This is a genomic window from Flavobacterium sp. KACC 22758 (assembly GCF_028736135.1).
GTDB classification, from domain to species: domain Bacteria; phylum Bacteroidota; class Bacteroidia; order Flavobacteriales; family Flavobacteriaceae; genus Flavobacterium; species Flavobacterium johnsoniae.
Window position 1 is genome coordinate 624,076 of sequence record NZ_CP117878.1, and the last position, 18,245, is coordinate 642,320.

At 34.5% G+C, this 18,245-nt stretch carries 10 protein-coding genes; 3 read left to right on the forward strand and 7 right to left on the reverse strand.

What is annotated here, in order from left to right:
- Window positions 1-80 precede the first annotated feature (80 nt).
- The gene (locus tag PQ462_RS02740) at window positions 81-1,322 is read left to right on the forward strand and encodes a glycosyltransferase (protein ID WP_274252278.1); all 1,242 of its coding nucleotides are present in this window, start codon (window positions 81-83) and stop codon (window positions 1,320-1,322) included.
- A gap of 113 nt (window positions 1,323-1,435) precedes the next feature.
- Here PQ462_RS02740 and PQ462_RS02745 read toward each other — a convergent pair whose 3' ends face one another.
- The 6 genes from PQ462_RS02745 to porU all read right to left on the reverse strand — a co-directional run bounded on the left by PQ462_RS02745 (window position 1,436) and on the right by porU (window position 11,826).
- On the reverse strand, window positions 1,436-3,283 hold the full coding sequence (locus PQ462_RS02745) for a hydrolase/aminopeptidase (RefSeq protein ID WP_274252279.1): 1,848 nt from the start codon (window positions 3,281-3,283) through the stop codon (window positions 1,436-1,438).
- A gap of 93 nt (window positions 3,284-3,376) precedes the next feature.
- Window positions 3,377-5,017: a pyruvate dehydrogenase complex dihydrolipoamide acetyltransferase gene (locus tag PQ462_RS02750; protein ID WP_274252280.1), complete on the reverse strand. Its 1,641-nt coding sequence runs from the start codon at window positions 5,015-5,017 to the stop codon at window positions 3,377-3,379.
- A 5-nt stretch (window positions 5,018-5,022) separates the two neighbouring features.
- The gene (gene pdhA, locus PQ462_RS02755) at window positions 5,023-6,021 is read right to left on the reverse strand and encodes a pyruvate dehydrogenase (acetyl-transferring) E1 component subunit alpha (RefSeq protein WP_095928018.1); all 999 of its coding nucleotides are present in this window, start codon (window positions 6,019-6,021) and stop codon (window positions 5,023-5,025) included.
- Between the two features lie 160 nt (window positions 6,022-6,181).
- On the reverse strand, window positions 6,182-6,664 hold the full coding sequence (gene cdd, locus PQ462_RS02760; protein WP_274252281.1) for a cytidine deaminase: 483 nt from the start codon (window positions 6,662-6,664) through the stop codon (window positions 6,182-6,184).
- A gap of 75 nt (window positions 6,665-6,739) precedes the next feature.
- Entirely contained in the window at window positions 6,740-7,948 is a 1,209-nt protein-coding gene (gene porV, locus PQ462_RS02765) for a type IX secretion system outer membrane channel protein PorV (RefSeq protein ID WP_274252282.1), read from the reverse strand.
- 41 nt (window positions 7,949-7,989) lie between these two features.
- Window positions 7,990-11,826, reverse strand: coding sequence for a type IX secretion system sortase PorU (gene porU / locus PQ462_RS02770; RefSeq protein ID WP_274252283.1), 3,837 nt, complete (start codon window positions 11,824-11,826; stop codon window positions 7,990-7,992).
- 213 nt (window positions 11,827-12,039) lie between these two features.
- Here porU and gldJ point away from each other — a divergent pair, with 213 nt between their 5' ends.
- Entirely contained in the window at window positions 12,040-13,725 is a 1,686-nt protein-coding gene (gldJ, locus tag PQ462_RS02775; RefSeq protein WP_274253707.1) for a gliding motility lipoprotein GldJ, read from the forward strand.
- A gap of 113 nt (window positions 13,726-13,838) precedes the next feature.
- Window positions 13,839-15,125, forward strand: a complete 1,287-nt coding sequence (locus tag PQ462_RS02780) for a UDP-N-acetylmuramoyl-tripeptide--D-alanyl-D-alanine ligase (protein ID WP_274252284.1) — start codon at window positions 13,839-13,841, stop codon at window positions 15,123-15,125.
- Between the two features lie 33 nt (window positions 15,126-15,158).
- Here PQ462_RS02780 and PQ462_RS02785 read toward each other — a convergent pair whose 3' ends face one another.
- Window positions 15,159-18,038 (reverse strand): triple tyrosine motif-containing protein, encoded by a 2,880-nt coding sequence (locus PQ462_RS02785; RefSeq protein ID WP_274252285.1) that lies wholly within the window; start codon window positions 18,036-18,038, stop codon window positions 15,159-15,161.
- Window positions 18,039-18,245 lie beyond the last annotated feature (207 nt).

Genomic DNA, 18,245 nt, shown 5'->3' on the forward strand with positions numbered 1-18,245 from the left:
GTTTTTTATTACTAAAAATCAGGAAATGCCGCGGGATTGCGCCGAAAAAAGCATTATTTTGTAAGTTGAAATAAATTACAATGAATCAGATAAAAAAACTTCTCATAATTGGATTCGTCTGGCCTGAGCCAAATTCTTCTGCAGCAGGCGGAAGGATGATGCAGCTGATTTCTATTTTTAAAGAAAATGGTTTTGAAATTACGTTTGCAAGTGCTGCTCTAGACAGTGATTTTATGGTTGATTTATCTGAATTTGGAATAGCAAAGAAAAGTATTGAGCTCAATTCTGCCAGTTTCGATGATTTTATAACTGCATTAAATCCTAATGTTGTGTTGTTTGATCGTTTTATGATCGAAGAACAATTTGGCTGGAGAGTGACGGAAAAGTGTCCAAATGCAATCCGAATTTTAGATACAGAAGATTTGCATTGTCTGCGAACGGCAAGGCAGAAAGCTTTTAAAGATAACAGAAAATTTGAAATACACGATTTGTTGTCTGAAGAAGTGGCAAAACGAGAAATTGCCAGTATTTTGAGATGTGATTTATCTCTTATTATTTCTGAATTTGAAATGGATATTCTGGAGGCTGTTTTTAGGATAAACAGAGATTTACTTTTTTATCTTCCTTTTTTAGTTGATAAAATTTCGGATAATGATCTTTTAAAATTACCTTCATTTGAAGATCGGAAAAATTTTGTTTTCATTGGTAATTTTCTACATGAACCAAATTGGAATACTGTTCAATATTTAAAAGAAGCAATTTGGCCTTTAATCAAAAAAGATTTTTCGGAAGCTGTTTTGGAGGTTTACGGTGCTTATCCGTCGCAAAAAGTATTGCAATTGCATCAGCCCAAAAACGGATTTTTTATTATGGGAAGGGCAGAAGATGCAAATGAAGTAGTGAAAAAGGCTCGGGTTGTTCTGGCGCCAATTCGTTTTGGAGCAGGTTTAAAAGGAAAGTTATTAGAAGCGATGCAGTGCGGAACGCCAAGTGTAACCACAACAATTGGTTCTGAAGCTATGCACGGTGTTTTGCCTTGGAATGGAATTATTGAAAATGATCCAGAGCAGTTTTCAAAAAAAGCAATTGCACTTTATCAGGATGAAAATCTTTGGAGAGAATCTCAAAAAAATGGCGTTGTGATTATCAATGAATGGTATCAAAAAAGCCATTATTCAGATAAATTAACTGCAATAGTAAATGCTCTGCTGACAGATTCTAAAAGCCACCGTCTTCATAATTTTATGGGCAATTTATTGCAGCATCATGCTTATAAAAGTACAATGTATATGTCTAAATGGATTGAAGCTAAAAACAAATAAAAAAACCGATTACTTTGTAATCGGTTTTTTTATTTGTTTTAGTCTCAGTATTCAGTCTCAGTGAACAGTTCGTTTGTTTCTGAAAACTGCGACTGAAAACTGTACACTAAAAACTATTTCACAACGCTTTCAAAAGTTTGAATTGTTGTAGCGTGATATCCAGATTTTGCTTTACCGAAAATTTGTTTTGCCCAAGTTTTTCCTTCTGGAGTTTTGGCCATTTCTTTATACAGCATCATTACAGATCCCGTTCTGCTGCTTCCAATTAAAAATTGTTCAATTGCTGGGTTTGCAGCTTTGTATTGATGGCGGATTGCCTGAACAAACCACTGACGTTTAATGATGAAATTACCGCCGTTTGTAAAATTGAATTCTTTGTCAATCGCTTCCATTTCTTTTGCTGTAATATTATCAGGAAGATGATCAATAAAATGTTGTTTTTCGGCTGTTGTAGTGATTTTTTTGCTTAAACCTGCAACACCCGTTTCTCTCCAGCTTTTTTGGATAGCGTCAATAGCGTCAAAATCAGCAGAACTTACAGGAGTTATGTTTGATGGGATTCCGGGTTTGTAAATCCAGTCTTCCAGTTTTATTTTATCAGCCAGCGCTTTGTCTCCTTTGATAAGGTTTTCGTTGATGTATTTTACGAAATCTTCTGTTGTGATTGATTTGAAAGCGTGTGCATCAAAATAATTTTTAATGAAAACGTCAAATTTTTCACGGCCTACCGCATCTTCAATAACTCTTAAAAAAGCATAACCTTTTACATAAGGAATCATGCTGATTCCATCGTCAGGATTTCTTCCTGTCAGTGAAACTTTAAGTCTGGTATCTGGATTTGTATCGCCATATTCGGCTACATTATCAACAAGTTCTTTGCGTGTGATAACGTTTTGCATTTCAAATTCTTTTTTGCCAAAAATAGCTTCTCCAATTCTGTGCTCAACGTATGTTGTAAAACCTTCGTTTAGCCAAATATCATCCCAAGTAGCGTTTGTAACTAAGTTTCCGCTCCAGCTATGGCCTAATTCGTGTGCTAGTAAACTTGTTAGTGAACGATCTCCAGCAATTACTCCAGGAGTTAAGAAAGTCAGGTTTGGATTCTCCATTCCGCCATAAGGGAAACTTGGAGGTAAAACCAAAACATCATAACGTCCCCAACGGTATGGTCCATATAATTTTTCAGCAGCATTTACCATTTTTCCTAATTCAGCAAATTCATAAGCAGCACTTTTTAGAACAGATGGTTCTGCATAAACTCCAGTTCTATTGTCGATTGCTTGAAATTCGATATCTCCAACCGCAATCGCCATTAAATAAGAAGGGATTGCTTTGTCTTGTTTGAAAGTATAAACTCCAGTGTCATTTTTCTTCTGCGGATTTACAGCACTCATAACTGCCAATAAATCTTTAGGAACCGTAACTTTTGCATTGTAAGTAAAACGAATTCCAGGAGAATCTTGACAAGGGATCCAAGTACGAGACCAAACACTTTCGCCTTGAGAGAAAACAAAAGGTTTCTTTTTGTCTGCAGTTTGCTCTGGTTTTAACCATTGTAAAGCTACAGCATCTTTAGTAGTGTTGTAATAAATGTTTACTTTGGTTGTGTTTGGTTCGATTGTGATATGAAGTGGTTTTCCGTGAAATTCTGTGTCTTTTCCAAGTTCGAATTTGGTTTCTTTTTCTTCGTCGCCTAAAGTTACTTTAGTAATATTTAAAGTGTTTTCGTCGAAAATAATTTCATTTCCTTTACTGATGTTGTCAATTGTCCAGGAAGCTTTTCCTGAAATTGTTTGAGTGTCAAAATCAACTTTAATATCAAGATCAAGATGTTTTGCTACAGCGAGTTCTGGTTTAGAGTAACTGTGTTCATCAACAACAGCTATAGTTTTTTCTGTACTTTCTTTTTTCTGGCAGGCAATTGCTGTCAGAAATAAAGTGGCAAGAATTAGTTTCTTCATTTTGTGAGGTTTTGAATTTTAGGATGAAAATTAAACAAAAAATCCCGTCCCGAAAAACTTCGGGACGGGATTTAATTATAAAATTAACAAAGATTACGCCAGCATAGTAACTGGGCTTTCGATGTATTGTTTTAATGTTTGTAAGAACTGAGCTCCAGTTGCTCCGTCAATTGTTCTGTGGTCGCAAGCTAATGATAACATCATTGTGTTTCCAACTACGATTTGACCGTTTTTAACTACTGGTTTCTCAACAATTGCACCTACAGAAAGGATAGCAGAGTTTGGTTGGTTGATAATTGAATTGAATTCAGTAATACCAAACATTCCAAGGTTAGATACTGTAAAAGTACTTCCTTCCATTTCTTGTGGTCCAAGTTTTTTGTTTTTAGCTCTTCCAGCAAGATCTCTTACAGAACCGCCAATTTGAGATAAACTCATAGCGTCTGTAAATTTCAATACAGGAACTACTAATCCGTCTTCAACAGCTACAGCAACACCAATGTTTACGTGGTGGTTGATGATGATAGCATCTTCTTTCCACTGAGAGTTGATTTTTGGATGTTTTTTCAGTGCTAAAGCACAAGCTTTGATTACCATATCGTTGAAAGATACTTTTGTATCTGGAACGCTATTGATAGCAGCTCTTGCTTGCATTGCTTCGTCCATGCTTACTTCGATCACTAAGTTGTAGTGAGGTGCAGTAAATAAAGATTCTGCCAAACGTTTAGCAATGATTTTACGCATTTGAGAATTTTTGATCTCTTCTGTGTAAACTTCTCCAGCAGGAACAAAAACTTTTGGTGCAGCAGGAGCAGATGCTTCTTGTTTAGCAGCTGGTGCAGAAGCAGCAGTTTGAGCTTGAGCAGATGGAGTGAAGTTCTCGATGTCGCTTTTCACGATACGTCCGTTTTCTCCTGATCCTTTTACTTGTGATAATTGAATTCCTTTGTCAGAAGCAATTTTTTTAGCTAAAGGTGAAGCTAAAATTCTTCCTCCATTTGAAGTTTCAGCTACAGCTTCTGGTGCTTTTTCAGCAGCAGGTGCAGCTTTTTCTTCTGCAGCAGGAGCACTTGCAGTTGCAGCGCCTCCAGCAGTAAAGTTATCAGCAACTCCAGAAATATCAGTTCCTGCAGGTCCAATAATAGCTAATAAGCTGTCAACGGGAGCAGTGCTTCCTTCTTGAATTCCGATGTATAATAAAGTTCCAGCATTGAAAGACTCAAACTCCATTGTAGCTTTGTCTGTTTCAATTTCTGCTAAAATATCTCCTTCAGCTACAGTATCGCCAACTTTTTTCAACCAAGTTGCTACAGTACCTTCAGTCATTGTATCACTCAAACGTGGCATAGTTACAACTATAACACCTTTTGGTAATTCAGCTGTAGCTTTTGCAGGAGCAGCAGTTTCAGTTTTTGCTTCAGCAGCAGGAGCATCCGCTTTTGGAGCTTCAGCAGCAGGAGCATCACCACCAGCTAAAAGAGCAGAAATGTCTTCTCCTTCTTTACCAATGATAGCTAATAATGAATCAACAGGAGCAGTTTCTCCTTCTTGAATTCCGATATGTAAAAGAGTTCCTTCGTTAAAAGATTCGAACTCCATTGTTGCTTTGTCTGTTTCGATTTCAGCTAAGATATCACCTTCGCTTACTTTGTCGCCTACTTTTTTAAGCCAAGTTGCTACCGTTCCTTCCGTCATTGTATCGCTCAAACGAGGCATAGTTACTTTAATTGCCATAATTCTTATAATTTATGAGGTGTAAATGGATAGTCTTCTTGTGCGTATACTACATCGTATAATTGTTGTAAGTCTGGGTATGGGGATTCTTCAGCGAATTTCGCACACTCTTCAACTAAGTCTTTAACTCTTTGGTCAATAACTTCAATTTCTTCTTGTGTAGCATATTTTTGATCCAAGATTACGTCAAGAACCTGCGTAATTGGGTCGATTTTTTTGTACTCTTCAACCTCTTCTTTAGAACGGTATAATTGTGCATCAGACATAGAGTGTCCTCTGTAACGGTACGTTTTCATTTCAAGGAAAGTTGGTCCGTCTCCGCGACGCGCTCTTTCGATAGCTTCGTGCATTGCTTCAGCAACTTTTACAGGGTTCATTCCGTCAACAGGTCCGCAAGGCATTTCATAACCTAAACCTAATTTCCAGATGTCAGTGTGGTTTGCAGTTCTTTCTACAGAAGTTCCCATTGCATAACCATTGTTTTCAACGATAAATACAACTGGAAGTTTCCATAACATAGCCATGTTAAAAGCTTCGTGAAGAGAACCTTGTCTAGCAGCTCCGTCACCAAAGTAAGTCATGGTAACACCGCCAGTGTTGAAATATTTATCTGCAAAAGCGATACCGGCTCCTACAGGAATTTGAGCTCCTACGATTCCGTGTCCGCCATAAAAACCATGTTCTTTAGAGAAAATGTGCATTGAACCTCCCATGCCTTTAGAAGTTCCAGTTGCTTTTCCTAAAAGCTCAGCCATTACGTTTCTAGGATCAACTCCCATACCAATTGGCTGAACGTGGTTTCTGTAAGCAGTAATCATTTTGTCTTTAGTCAAGTCCATAGCGTGCAGTGCGCCCGCTAATACAGCTTCCTGACCATTATATAAGTGTAGAAAACCTCTAACTTTTTGTTGAATGTATAATGCTGCAAGTTTGTCTTCAAACTTTCTCCAAAGCAGCATGTCCTCATACCACTTTAAATATACCTCTTTTGTAACTTCTTTCATCTGAATTCTTTCTTTTGCTAAAGTTGTTTGTGTTATCGATTATTGTTGCCTGTAACGCAAAATAGTTTCCTCCCACAAATTTGCGCCCGAAAGGTCGGGATGCAAAAATAAGACATTACATTTAAGAACTAAAATTAAAACGATACTTTTTGGCTTTTTTTTACAAGAACTTTTTATCAAACATAAAAGGGAGTAAATTTTTTAGGGAAGCTGATTTGTAAACTTCACCTATTTCGCCCATAAAATAAATTTCGATAGGGGTGTCTTGTTTGATTTCATATTCTGCAATCGACTGACGGCAAGAACCACACGGTGGAATTGGTGCCTGAGTTTGATTTGTGTCTGAAGCTGCAGTAATTGCCATTTTTAAAATTTTAGCTTCGGGATAAATACTTCCGGCATAAAAAATGGCTGTCCTTTCTGCGCATAAGCCAGACGGATATGCGGCGTTTTCCTGATTAGATCCTAGAATTACTTTTCCATTATCTAGAAGTAAGGCGGCTCCAACTCTAAATTTTGAATAGGGAGCGTATGCTTTTTTACGAATTTCGATAGCTTGATTCATTAAATCCTGAACATCCTGAGAAAGCTCATTGATGTTGTCGTAAATAGTGAATGACGATGTAATGCTTATTTCTTTCATTTTATTTTGAGGAAAAAAAATCCAAATTTCTAAAATGCAGAAATTTGGATTGTTAGTTTTCTTTATGTTTTTTATTTAGTACGTTTCGTATTTGTCGCCAAAGTTAAAGGTTAAAGAGAAACGAAGTGTATTTTCTAAAGGATTTTTAACTTTTGATGCAGAGAATAAGTATGAAACATCAACTTTTATCATGCTGTATTTAAATCCTGCTCCCAGAGAGAAGAATTGTTTAGCTCCTTTCATAGGGCTTTCGTGGTAATATCCTAAACGCATTGCAAAAGCATCCTGATACATATATTCTGCTGCAGCGCTATAGGTAATCTCTTTTAATTCTTCGCTGAATCCGCCCGGAGCATCTCCAAAAGATTTAAAAATTCCGGATACCCAGCCAATATCTTTGTATTTCTTGTAGTTTGCTTCGTCAGCCTGAGTCTGTGAAATATCACCCGGATCAGTAAAGTCACCGTCTCCGTTAGCATCATATGGTGTTCCAGGTCCCGGAGGAGTTGGTACTAAAAGTTTTGTAAGTTCAAGGCTTACTCCAAGTTTGTTGTAATCATCAAAAATAAAATCAAAACCTCCACCTACTCTTAAATTAGCCGGTAAAAAGTTTGCGCTTAAATCGTCATTATCGTAGCTTATTTTTGGTCCTAAATTCTGAATGTTGAAACCAGCTCTCCATCTCCCATTAAAGTCAGAATAAGCAATTTCTTCTGATTGATAAAATCCGGCAACGTCTACAGCAAAAGAACCTGCTGCTGATGCATCAATTTCTTCGGTTGCTACTTTTAAATTAGAGCGAATGTATCTTGCAGCAACAGCCATAGAGAATGTTTCGCTTAATTTTAATGAATAAGATCCATCAAGAGCAAATTCGTTTGGATTTACTTCCCTTGTTGGCTCGTTAGGATCCCCGGTTTGTCTCAGTTCAATTCCTCCAAAACCAAAATAACGGAAACTACCGGCAAAGGCGCTTCGGTCATTAATTTTGTTGTAATACGTAACCTGACCAAGAGAAATATCATTGGCAAGATCTGTTAAATAAGGAGTGTAGCTGATAGAAAGTCCCTGCGCGTCTTCTGCAAAAGCATATTTGGCAGGATTCCATTGTTGAGAAAAAACATCTGAAGAAGTGGCAACACCCTGGTCTCCTAAACCAGCTGCTCTCGCATCGGCTGCGACTAATAAAAATGGTACTCCAGTTGTAATAGGGCGCTCAATATCTTGGGCTTTTGCGAATGTGGTAATTAATAGGCAAATTAATAGAAGCGATATTTTTTTCATTTGTGGGCTTAATGGTATTTATGTTACAAATATATACAATATTATAGAATGACAAGTTTTTCGTATTTTTCTGCTTTTTTATTTGTTAAATTAGATTTAACAGTAAGTTTATAAATATAAACTCCTTTTCCAATCCGGTCGCCAAAATCATCCCTTCCGTCCCACGTAATTTCTCTCGATAAAAAGCCTTCTGTTGTTATAATTTGATTTTTAGTCCAGACAATTTTTCCTGTAATTGTCATAACCTGAACCTGAACATCTAAAGGTTCATACGGTCTGTTGTGTGAAAACCAAAATTGGGTGTAAGTTGAAAAAGGATTGGGATAATTAAGAACGTGTGATAATGTTAATTCTTCATCTCCTACAACCACAAATTGTATTTCACTAGTTACGGGATTGTTGTAAACATCCCATGCTGTAAAGGTTATAGTGTGCAGTCCTGCAGATAAATTTCGCAGCGGGAAACGTAAATTTCCGTTTGTGTAATCATCCAATTTTGTTTGATAATAATCGTTCAAAATATAAGGATTGCTGGTATCGCCATCTAATACAGCTACAATATCATGACCAATTCCGCTGGCAGTATTAATACCATTTTCGTCTTCCAAAAAGGCTAGAAGAAACGGTGATGCATTTGTAATGCCGCCAGACACAAATGTTTCATCGTTCATATATAACTTAACTTTCGGACTTATATTGTCCTGAGGTGCATTTTCATTTATTCCTCCAATTTTAATAATAGTATTATAACCTGACTGATTTTCTAAAGCCTGGTTTTTCTTTGAATAAAAGCTGATTCTGCCGTTGTCTACCGGTATGCGTATGTCTCTTGGAACTACAAAACTAAATTCGAACTGACCATTGGTTACTGTTGCGTTTCCTCTAAATATGGTTTCTCCCAAAGTTTTAAATGACATTGCAGGGCTATATCCATCATTGTTTAAGGTAGAAGAAGTAATCATTTTGTCGAAAATTGCTGTTGCCAATTCACCGTTATAATTGCTTAAAAGAACATTGTTTTCATCTGTAATTTCACCTGAAATTTTGATTTTTGCCAATGATTTAAAGTCAGGAATTGGCTGCGAAATCACAATATCGTTTATTTTCGTTAAATTAATTCGGGGTTTTGGAATCGCCAGCATTAAAGCAGGATCACCAAGATATACTACAACATTACTTGACGAACTCGGGCTTTCGTTTTTAGATATTCTAAGAGATTCTGCAATGCTGTTGTATTGATTTGATCCGTATGAGAGCAGGTTTTTGTTTAGAATGTCATTAAAATTTTCTGCATTAGACTGACCAATTTCGCGAATCGTTGTCAGCATAGAAATAGCGCCTCCTTTTGGGTTCCAAAACACATATTCTCCGGCAGTAGGTCTTGAAGGGTCGTCAAATCTTGAAAATTCGCAGGTAATGGTTATAAATAATGGATATTTATATTGATTGTTTAAGTTTTGACCATCGGCTTTTTCCCATATTCTTTCGCTTGCCAACCCGTCTTCACCACCGTGTCCCAGATAATTAAATATTAACGCGCCTTTTTCAAATGCGTTGAAAAAATCAGTTCGGGCTTTTGGATAACGTGCGCCTCCGGCAGAAGCTTCCTGAGTATAAGAATCCAAAAGAATTTTGTCAACATTAAAAAAAGGTTTTTCGGCTGAGATTTTATCAGCTAAATTATTTTGACGTGTTTGTAACGTGGCGTCTGAAGCTCTGTCAGAATCGTCGCTTATTAAAACGACATTGTTTTTCCAGTTTCCGTATGATTTTACGTCGTGATATTCTAAAACTTTATTGACTATTTCCTGAGCCTGTGTATTGTCTGAAACTAACATTCTTCCAACAGCAATGTCAATACCGCCAAAAGGGAAGGCGACAATACCTTCGTTAGAATCCATAAGACCAAAGAAATCATCAGAGGCAAATCCAGATTCGCCAACCGAGTTGCTTCTTAAGGCTTGATATATAGGTACAATATTATTGTTATTTGCAATTCGGTTTTTATAATCAAATGAAGCATCTCCAAAAAGGTTTAAATATTTTACTCTTTTATCTGATGAAGAAGCATTATTATATATGTATCGAATGCAGTTTCTAATAGCTGCAATATCTTGTTTTCCGGAAGAAAATTCCTGATAGATGTTTTCAAGCGAAATTACTTTTACATTTAAATTAGAATTTGTGCGGTGAAAATTTGCGAGTCTTTCGGCTTGAGAACTTAATGATCTTGGTGTTACAATTACATAATCAATATCCTGAAAGTTGTTTTGGCTGTTTCTGAAAATAGTTCCTTTTAAATTTTGATTGGTAACTTTAGATTGGTTTTCTTTTAAAGGAGTATAATAATCAGACGCATCAATGGCAATATATTTTCTAATTTCTCCTAAAGCAGCTTTAAAGCTAAAAGAGGTTTGATTTGTATTCTCGATTTTTGATACATTATATAGGTCTGTAATATCCCAGATTTGAGAAATCCCCGCTGCGTTTCCAAAACTGTAATTTACGATTCCGGTAGTTGAGCCTGCAAGATCGTATTGGAACTTAAATTGTTTTCCTGTTCCCAGCAGTTTTCTTTTGGCAGTAAGGTTAATATAATCCAGATAGCCTTTTGAACCCGGAACACCATTATTATTATAGGTAAGTTTAATTTTTATGGTTTCTGCACCAGTAAAGGTTGTGTTGTTTGGAAGTTTTTCGGTTAAATATTTAACATCAGAATTTACTGTGATACTTCCAATATTAATTGTTCCAATATTTTGCCCGTTTGCCGAAACTCCAAATGAAGTTGTAGTAAAAGCTGCCGAAGCTGCATTTAATTCGATTTTTACAGGTACTGTCGTATCAAGATTAGGAAAACTAAAGCTGAATTCCTGTTCTTGGTTGATGTCAAAAGATTCACCAAGCCATTGACGTCCCAGATGGGCTATATTGGTCTGGTCGATTTCGTGAAATTGATAGTCATCAAACGTGTTTAGCTCTAAAGTGCTGTTTCCTGCAGGCTGGTTTAAGTTGGAAATCCTTTTGCCTTCATTTCCGCCTGAGGTTATATAATAATAGGATTTAGTATCATATAAATTAAGATTGGTTTGGTTTTCAGAGTCCCAATTTTCAACTCCTTCACCATAAAATAAGATATAATCTTCATTGTTAAACACGCCATCACTTTCACCGATAATCTGGATAGCATTTTCTTCTAAATCCTCCGGATAATAAACATTATTTGCCAGCGGGAGCATTCTTCCGCCGTTTCCGTAAATTTTAATTCTTTTGGGATCAGTTTTGCTTGGATCAAATCCCAGACTTTGTAAAAAAGATTTGGAAATCCTGTAAACGCCCGATTTCTCAATGTAAAAGCGATACCAATCGCCGGAAGCCAAAACAGAATTTGAAATCGCAGCCGATTTTTGAAATGTAGAAGAGCTGCTGGTTCTGGGTGTTGTATTTTGAATCGAGTATGAAAATGACTTAACACGTTTAAAGCTGCTGCCTTCTTTAATTATAGGTGAAAGAAACAGAAAAGCCTGCTTCATATCTCTGGAATTTGTAATTTTTAACGTTTCATTAAGCTTATCGGGGATGTTTTCAAGTAGTAAATCGCCTAATTCTGCTCTTGAAACTGCTTCATAATTTACACTGGTTAACGTGACTAAACTGCCGGCTGAAAGGTTAGATTGATTCAGATTAAGCAGTAATGTTATGCTTTTTTTTGTAATGTCGAAGCGGAAACCATCTCCTGAAAAGTATGGAATTGTGATTTTACTCTCGCCGTAATTTATCTCTTTTTTATTTTGCCAATCTATCGTGAAGCTCCCATTTATCTGAGAAAATGAGAGTATTGGCAGTAGTATAAAGTATGCGATCAGGGCTTGTTTCATTGGTTTCAAAAACGAAATTTAATCAAAAAAAAATTAGTAAGTAAAAATATAGTATTTCATGTTACAGTAAATAATAAAAAGTATATTTTTGCGTTCGTAACTATAGGTTATTTTCTGGTAAAAAACAGCTAAATAAAATTATTAGAACAGATGTTGCTAATTAAATGTTAATTATTATATTGCAGCACCTAAATTTATCACCTAAGAATGAGTATGAAAGTAAACAAAATTGTAGTCTTGCAATTAATGATGTCAATGGTATTGATGTTGGGCACGGCTAGTTGTAGCAAAAAATCGAGTTCGAGTCACGCTTCAAGAGCAACTGGCTGGGATGTAGATAGTCAGAATGGAACAGCTGCTAGAAATGCTGGGAAAAAACAACAGGCTGGACCTGGATTAGTTTTTGTTGAAGGAGGTACGTTTACTATGGGTAAAGTACAGGATGATGTTATGCACGATTGGAATAACACACCAACTCAACAACACGTTCAATCATTCTACATGGATGAAACCGAAGTTACCAACGGTATGTACTTGGAATACCTAGAGTGGTTAAAGAAAGTTTTCCCACCAACAGAAGAAAATTACAAAAATATTTACGAAGGAGCATCTCCTGATACTTTAGTATGGAGAAATCGTTTAGGTTATAACGAAACGATGACTAATAACTATTTAAGACACCCATCTTATGCTAACTATCCTGTAGTTGGTGTTAACTGGATTCAAGCTGTTGAATTTAGTAAATGGAGAACAGACCGTGTAAACGAGGCTGTTTTAGAGAAAAATGGTTATCTTAAAAAAGGTGCTAAAACAAATGATGTAACTGCTGAAAGTTTATTTAACACTGAAGCTTACGTTGCATCTCCATCTACAACTTATGGTGGAAATGAAGAATTAGTATTAAAGAAAAACCCTAACGGAAGAAGACCAAAAGCAGGAAAAGACGGTGTTGTTCCTGAAGAGAAAAACGTATATGCACAACGTTCTTCTGGTATCATTTTACCAGAATACAGACTTCCTACTGAAGCAGAATGGGAATATGCAGCTGCAGCTGATGTTGGACAAAGAGAATACAATATTTACAAAGGACAAAAGAAATATCCTTGGTCTGGAGATTACACACGTTCAAACAAACGTAAAAACAGAGGTGATCAATTGGCTAACTTTAAACAAGGAAACGGTGATTACGGTGGAATTGCAGGTTGGTCTGATGACGGAGCTGATATCACAAATGCTGTGAAAAGTTATGCAGCTAATGATTTCGGTCTATATGACATGGCTGGTAACGTTGCAGAATGGGTTGCCGATGTTTACAGACCTATTATTGATAACGAAGCAAATGATTTCAACTACTACAGAGGTAACCAATATGCTAAAAACAAAATTGGTAAAGACGGTAAAATTGAAATCGTTTCTACAGCAACGATTAAGTATGACACTTTAAGTAATGGTAAAGTTGTTGCAAGAAACCTTCCTGGAGAAATTGCTCAGGTTCCGGTTGACGAACAAGAAACTTACTTAAGAACAAACTTTAGTACAAGTGATAATATCAACTACAGAGATGGTGATAAACAATCTTCAAGATATTTTGACTTTGGAGATTCTGAGTCAGGATCAAAAGCTGATCAGTCAATGTACAACTCTCCTAAGCACAATATCACTACTGATAGTTTAGGTAAAATGATTAGAAAATATGATAACTCTAGTAAACGTACAACTTTAATCGATGATAAAGTAAGAGTTTACAAAGGAGGTTCTTGGAGAGACAGAGCTTACTGGTTAGATCCAGCTCAAAGAAGATACTTTCCTCAGGATATGGCAACTGATTACATTGGTTTCAGATGTGCAATGTCTAGAGTAGGTGCTAAAACTGAAAGAAGAAAATCACCAAGAAATTAAGATAAAGAAAATTTCATAAAAAATTCCAAATTCCAAAGCTGCATTTTCAGTTCGGAATTTGGAATTTTTTTATTGCTTTTTTCTACTTTTATAGTCTATAAAAAAGATATTAAATGAATATTCAGGAAATTCATAACTTGTTTTTGAAATGCCAATCTCTTTCGATTGATACTAGAAAAATTGAAAAAGGTTCTATGTTTTTTGCCATAAAAGGCGAAAATTTTGATGCAAATACTTTTGCTAAAGAAGCACTGGATTTAGGTGCGTTATACGTTGTTATAGATAACGAATCTTATTTTATTGACGACAGAACTATTTTAGTTAATAACAGCTTAGAAACACTGCAGGAACTATCAAAATTTCATCGTAATTATTTAAAACTTCCAATTGTTGCACTTACAGGAAGTAATGGTAAAACAACGACAAAAGAACTTATTAATGTTGTTTTGTCTAAAAAGTTTAAAACAAAAGCTACTGTAGGGAATCTGAATAATCACATAGGCGTTCCGTTAACACTGCTTTCTTTTACAAAAGAAACTGAAATTGGAATAGTAGAGATGGGAGCTAATCATAAAAAAGAAATAGAATTTTTATGTGAAATTGCCCAGCCGGATTATGGCTATATAACTAATTTCGGGAAAGCCCATTTAGAAGGTTTTGGCGGTGTGCAGGGTGTTATTGAAGGCAAAAGTGAAATGTATCAATATTTGTTAAAAAACAATAAAACTGTTTTTGTAAACCTTGAAGATCCCATTCAGATTGAAAAATCAAAAGGAATTAAAGCTTTTACTTTTGGTGTAAACAAAGAATCTGCCGACTTAAAGATTAAAAATATTGAGGCAAATCCTTTTGTGGTCATCGAGTATGAAGATTTTAAAGTAGAATCACATTTAATCGGGCTTTATAATGCGAATAACATCAATGCGGCAGTTTCGATTGGGAAATATTTCAATGTTGAAGATGTTTTAATAAAAGAAGCTATCGAGAATTATATTCCGGCAAATAATAGGTCTCAATTGCTAAAAAAAGGGTCAAATGAGATTATTTTAGATGCATATAATGCAAATCCAAGCAGTATGGCTGTGGCGATTACTAATTTTCTTCAATTAGAAAATCAAAATAAAATAATGATTCTGGGTGATATGTTTGAACTAGGAAATGAAAGCCATGAAGAACATAAAGCAATTGTAGATTCTCTGTCTGATCAGAATAAATCAAAATGTTATTTGATTGGAAAATCATTTTATGAAAATAAGATTTCGAATGCTAATATTCAATTTTATGAAACATTTGATGCTTTCGCAGCTTATCTAAAAACAATTGAATTTAAAGATAATACGATTTTGATAAAGGGTTCCAGAGGAATGGCTTTGGAACGTACTTTAGATTATATCTCATAAAAAAAGATCCGACAGAAGTGTCGGATCTTTTTTTTAAATACTCATCAAGAAACCAATTAAGTTTTCTTTTTTATTCAACCCTAGCTTTTTTCTAAGTCGGTAACGGGCAAGTTCTACACCACCGCCAGAAATGTTCATAATTTCGGCAATTTCTTTTGTAGACATATTCATTAATAAATAAGTCGATAAATCGAGTTCGCGGGGCGATATTGTTGGATATTTCTCCTTTAAACGCTTTAAGAAATCAAAATGTACATTCTTGATATGTTTTTCAAGATCTTTCCAGCTTTTGTCTGTATTTACTTCTTTTACGATGCTTTTGTGCAATTTGTTAAATTCAAATTTTGTCGAATCGTCTAGAATATTAGTATCAATGTCTTTTAATTTGTGAATAATGCCATTTAATACCTTGTTTTTCTTAACAACTTGCAATGAGTTATTTACTAATTCTTTATCCTTTGCCAAAATTTTTATTTGAAGCTTATCGTTTTTAAGCTTTTCAATTTCTTTTTCAAGTTCGTGCTGTTCGTACCTAATTTTGGATTCTTTTTCCAGGTATAATCTTCTTTGTTCAATAGTTTCGTAATATTTATTTTTTCTAATCTTAGATTGAATTCTATTAGAAATAATATAAACTGCTGCAATGACTAAAAAGAAGTATAAAAGATATGCCAGAAAATGGCGGTACCAAGGTGGCGAAATCGTAAATTTTACTTCGCTGATATCAGAAATGATTCCGTAGCTGTTTTTAGCTCTTATTTTCATAATATAGCTGCCTTCTCTTAGGTTTGTATATTCTTTTATAGCTACAGTTGACCAATTCCTCCAGTTGTCATCAAATGGTTCTAATTTGTAAGAATACATTAGATTTTCCTGATTTTCGTAAGTTGGAGACGAAAATGTAAATTTGACATGATTTGAACTGTATGGCAGTCTGAATTCTTTAGAAACATTCTTTAAATTTCCAATTAATATAGTGTCTTTTGGAAATGAAAAGCTTTCAATAAAAGCCTTTGGTTTAGTTATAAAAGAATTAGGTATTTTTGAGTCATAATGTGTTAAGCCGTCTGTTAATCCAATAAATATATTGCTTGGATCGATTGTGTTTACTGAAATGTAATTGTTTACAAGGTTTCCGGTAAGATTTGAAAAAGGTGCCTGGTTTCGGGTAAAGCTGCCATTTTTGTTTTTTATTAAAACTCCTAAAGATTCGTTATAAGAATACCAAAGATTTCCATTTGAGTCTTCGATCAGAGTATTAATTACCGGGATATTCTTAAATAAAGCGCTGAGTTTTTTGTCTTCAAAAAATGATTCTTGTTCCTGAGAATATCTATAAAAATGATTTTTTGCCTGAAAGTAAATTTTTTTATTTATATACTGTAAGCTTTCTATTCCTTTGTATTTATTTGAAATTTGAGTGTGTTTTTTGATATGATCAAATCTTTTTAAATCGCTGGAAAGCGTCATCTGATATAAATATGGATCTTTTTTCAGCCATAGATAATTTTCATCTAATTCAATTTCAAATGTGTTTGTTGTTTCATCAAAACCTTCTACCTGATTAACATATTCAATTCCGTTTGGCCCGTTTTTAAATATCGAAAAGCCATTGTAGCTTTCTCCTATTATATAATTATCATGGCCGGGAATAGCTTTAAAACCAAAATATCCTTTTGTGTCTAAAATTTTTGACACCTTATTGTTGTTTATTACTAAGGCTCCGCTGTTACTTGCACATAATAAAGTATTGTTTATTACCTGAACATTCCAGGCCTGAGCAATTGTACCTTCTACTTTATTAAAAGGTTCGTCTTTAAATGATTTATTCCAAGGATGATAAAATAATCCCTGATTGGTTGCTACATATAAATTCTGATTAAAAATTACCGAAGAATAAACAGTTCCTATATTATAGCTGTAATCGAAAAAAGTAAAAGGAGAGTTTTCATTGATAAATGTAATTCCATTATCAAGTCCAAGCCAGAGATTGTTTTTATTGTCTACAAATGAAGTTAAAATGGTGTTGTTTTGAAGGCCTTTTTGACGATTAAGATGCTGAATTATTTTTCCGTTTAAATCGCAGACGATAAATCCATTTAGAACTGAATTTAAAACTATAAATTTATTTTTAATTATACATCCGCCCAGCGATGTGTTTTTTTTGATGAAGTCATTTGCTTCGGTATTCCATGGCCTAACCGATTTTCCATCTGAAACAAAAAGTCCTTTTTCCAGCGTAGCCATTAATAGTTTGTTATTCGGAAGAGGAAACACAGACCATATCTCCTTATCGTTAAAAACAGTTGAGCCTTCAATTGGTTTTAGTTTCTGGTTTTTGTATTCCAGAATTCCTAATACCTTATCCTGAAAGTAAAGTTTGTTATTTACTAAAAAAGAAAATTGAAATTTGTTAGGAGCATTAATATGTCTTAATTTATTGTTTTTGTAGAAAAATACTTTTGTAAATGATTGAAAAATTACTTCTCCTTTATATATATGTATTCTCCATATTAGATTGATATTCTTATTGGTACTTTTGTCAATTAATTTTGAAAGAGAATGATATCTTAAAATACCTTTTTGGTCGCTGTTAAAATATCCAAATTCATCATTTCCTCCCACAAAAATTTTTCCGTCTGAATCAATCTTTACACTTCTAATTGCAGTTCCGTTAGGTAAAGAATATTTATGCCAGGTTGATCCGTCAAATTGAATCAAGCCGCTGTTGTTGGCAAAGTAAATATTTCCATTTTTATCCTGATCTATATTCCAGTTTTGTGTTCCTCCTTTGTATTCTGTCCTTTTATAGTTTTTTATTTGAGGCAATCCAATATTTTTTACCTGCCCAGACAGCATATTTGATAGATGTATAAGTACAAACGTTAAAAAAAATGATTTTATGAATTTCATAATTTTATGAGAGTATTTTTATAAGAAATGTTTTGTTTTTTGATTTAATCTTAAATAACGGTGTTGTTAATCAGTACTTTTTCTTGATTTTTTCCTAGAAAAGCTAAAATAATTGTTTTTCAATAAATGTAGTGTTTATTTTTGTAATTAACATTTTAATAACATTCAATATTTTTTATTTAAAATATTAAAAATCAGTTTTTTATA